This is a genomic window from Dokdonella sp. (genome assembly GCF_049593775.1).
Lineage (GTDB): Bacteria > Pseudomonadota > Gammaproteobacteria > Xanthomonadales > Rhodanobacteraceae > Dokdonella.
On the sequence record NZ_JBAWHJ010000485.1, the window covers coordinates 1 to 2457 of the forward strand.

Below are 2457 nucleotides of genomic sequence, written 5' to 3' on the forward strand. Positions count from 1 at the left end.
GCGCTGGCCCTCGACTACCGAGACTGGACCGGGCTGATCAGGGATCTGGACCTCCATCGCAGGGCGGTCAGCGAAGAGTTCGACGCGGTGATGGCGCCTGCACGGCAAGCACGCAGTTCGGTAAAGGCTGCCGAATGGAACAGCCTGTGGCAGCGCTGTTCCAATGATGGCGTCGACGTCGAAACTTTTGCGAATGCCGGATTTGATCCGGTTCAGCCCGTCGTCACTGCGCTCGAAGGGTTGCTTGGCAGCCCGATCCTGCGTGCCGCTTCAGCGCGCTCCCGCGAGCGTATTGATCGGGTCATACCGGCCCTGTTTGCCGCAGCAGCGGAGAGCAAGTCGCCGAGTGCCTGTCTGGTGCGCCTGATCGGACTGGTTCATTCCGTGGCGCGGCGCTCGGCCTATCTGGCCTTGCTTGACGAACAGCCAGTTGCCCTGAAGCGCCTGACCGCCGTGTTCGCAGCCAGCGCGCTGCTGGCCGAACGAGTCATTGCGCATCCATTGTTGCTTGATGAATTGTTTGATGATCGCAGTGAAGGGCCGCCTCCGGATCGCGACGAAGTCGAGGCGGAAATCCAGCGTCTGCTGGCTGCGATGCACGACCAGGACCTGGAGCGTGAAATCGAGATGATCCAGGAGCAGCGGCTGGCTGGGCTGTTTCGCATCGGCCTCGCCTTCCTTGGCAACAGGATTGATGCCGAACAGGCCGCACGCTCGCTTGCGGCCGTGGCCGAGGCCGTACTCGCCAGCGTGTTGCGTATTGCCGAACGCGACCTGATCGCCGTCCATGGCACGGTCGATGAACGTCCCGGTGATGGCGCCGGCATGGTTGTCATCGGTTACGGCAGCCTTGGCGGCATCGAACTCGGGTTCGGTTCCGATCTGGATCTGGTGTTTGTCTACGACGGCAGCCATGCCGCGCTGGAATCGAGTGGTCCCAAGCCACTGGACGGTGCGCGCTACTACGCCCGGCTCGCACAGCGCTTTGTCCACCTGCTGACCATGCTGACGCGATCAGGCCGACTCTACGAAATCGACATTCGGCTCAGGCCCGATGGCGGAACCGGACTGCTGGTCACCAGCCTCGATGCCTATGCCGCCTACCAGCAGGAACGCGCGTGGACATGGGAACATCAGGCGCTCGTACGTGCCCGTGCCGTCGCTGGCGACGTCGGACTCAGCCGTCGCTTTGCGGAGGCGCGAGCCGCCGCACTGGATGCACGTGTCTACGGCAGCGAACTGCGCAAGAAAATCTTCGAGATGCGATCACGCTGGCGCAGGGAAAGTGATCGCTCCAACGAGCAGGTTCTTGATCTCAAGCAGGGACTCGGCGCACTCGTCGACATGGAGTTCATCCTGCAGGCCCTGGTTCTGGAGCATGCATCGGCACATCCGCGCCTGCTCAACGTGACCAACAGTGTCGACCTGATCGAAACGGCGGCCAGCCTGGACTTGCTCAATCCGATCCAGGCCGCGACCCTGCGTGATGCCCACATGCTGCTGCTCTCGCGCTCCCTGGCCAACAAGCTTGACGCGCGCCCGCGCATCGCATCGCGTGATGATGAACTCGATGCAGCGACGCGTGCCGTCCTGCAGGTGGCACGCGAGCTCGATCTGGCTTTTGACGCATGAGTGATGCCCCATCACCATGCAATACAGGCAGCTACGCAACAGCGAGCTACAATGCCTGCCAGCACGAGCTGGAACGCCGATGACTGAAATCACCGAGCTTCTCGATCAGATGAGCGATGGTTCCAAGGACGCGCTCGACCGCATCTTTGCCCTGCTTCACTCCGAGTTGCGTCTGCTCGCGCGCAGTCGAATCCGCAGTGGCCCGGAACAGACATTGACTGCAACCGCCCTGGTCCACGAGGCCTACCTGAAGCTGGTCGGCGCGCAGCAGCTGGAGCTGGTCAGTCGTCACCATTTCTTTGCCAGCGCCGGTGCCGCCATGCGGCAGATACTGGTCGATTCCGCGCGAGCTTCGTCGGCTGAAAAGCGCGGTGGAGACATCGAGTTCGTCACGTTGACCGGTACCAATGTCGGTGATGCGGATACGGATGCCGATGTGCTGCAACTGGATCAGGTTCTCGAGGAATTGGGTCGGGTGGAACCGGCGCTCATGGAACTGGTGCAGCTGCGATTTTTCGCCGGACTATCCATGGACGATATCGCCGAGCTGACCGGTCGCTCCGTGCGCAGCCTGCATCGCGACTGGAGTTGCGCCCGCGCCTTTCTCAATGCCCGCCTTGCGGCTTGAGGTTGCCCGGCGGTTGCACAGAAGGTCACGGGACGGCTGGCCTTGAGAGCGCCGTGATTTCGGGTGCCCAATCGGCTTGAAATTGCGAGCTTACGGGCATTAACGCCAACGCGGAATCGAGAAATCCTTCCTGGGCGACCCTGTCGCCGCGTTGCTGTGCGAACTGCGCCTCACGCAGGCGCAGGCTGGCCTCGAAC

1 protein-coding gene and 1 pseudogene are annotated in these 2457 nt (G+C 62.5%); both read left to right on the plus strand.

Annotated elements, in window-relative coordinates; genetic code table 11:
- Nucleotides 1-1632, plus strand: a pseudogene (locus WBP53_RS16860) (bifunctional [glutamate--ammonia ligase]-adenylyl-L-tyrosine phosphorylase/[glutamate--ammonia-ligase] adenylyltransferase); the annotation flags it as partial.
- A 79-nt stretch (nucleotides 1633-1711) separates the two neighbouring features.
- The gene (locus tag WBP53_RS16865) at nucleotides 1712-2260 is read left to right on the plus strand and encodes an ECF-type sigma factor (RefSeq protein ID WP_423930913.1); all 549 of its coding nucleotides are present in this window, start codon (nucleotides 1712-1714) and stop codon (nucleotides 2258-2260) included.
- Nucleotides 2261-2457 lie beyond the last annotated feature (197 nt).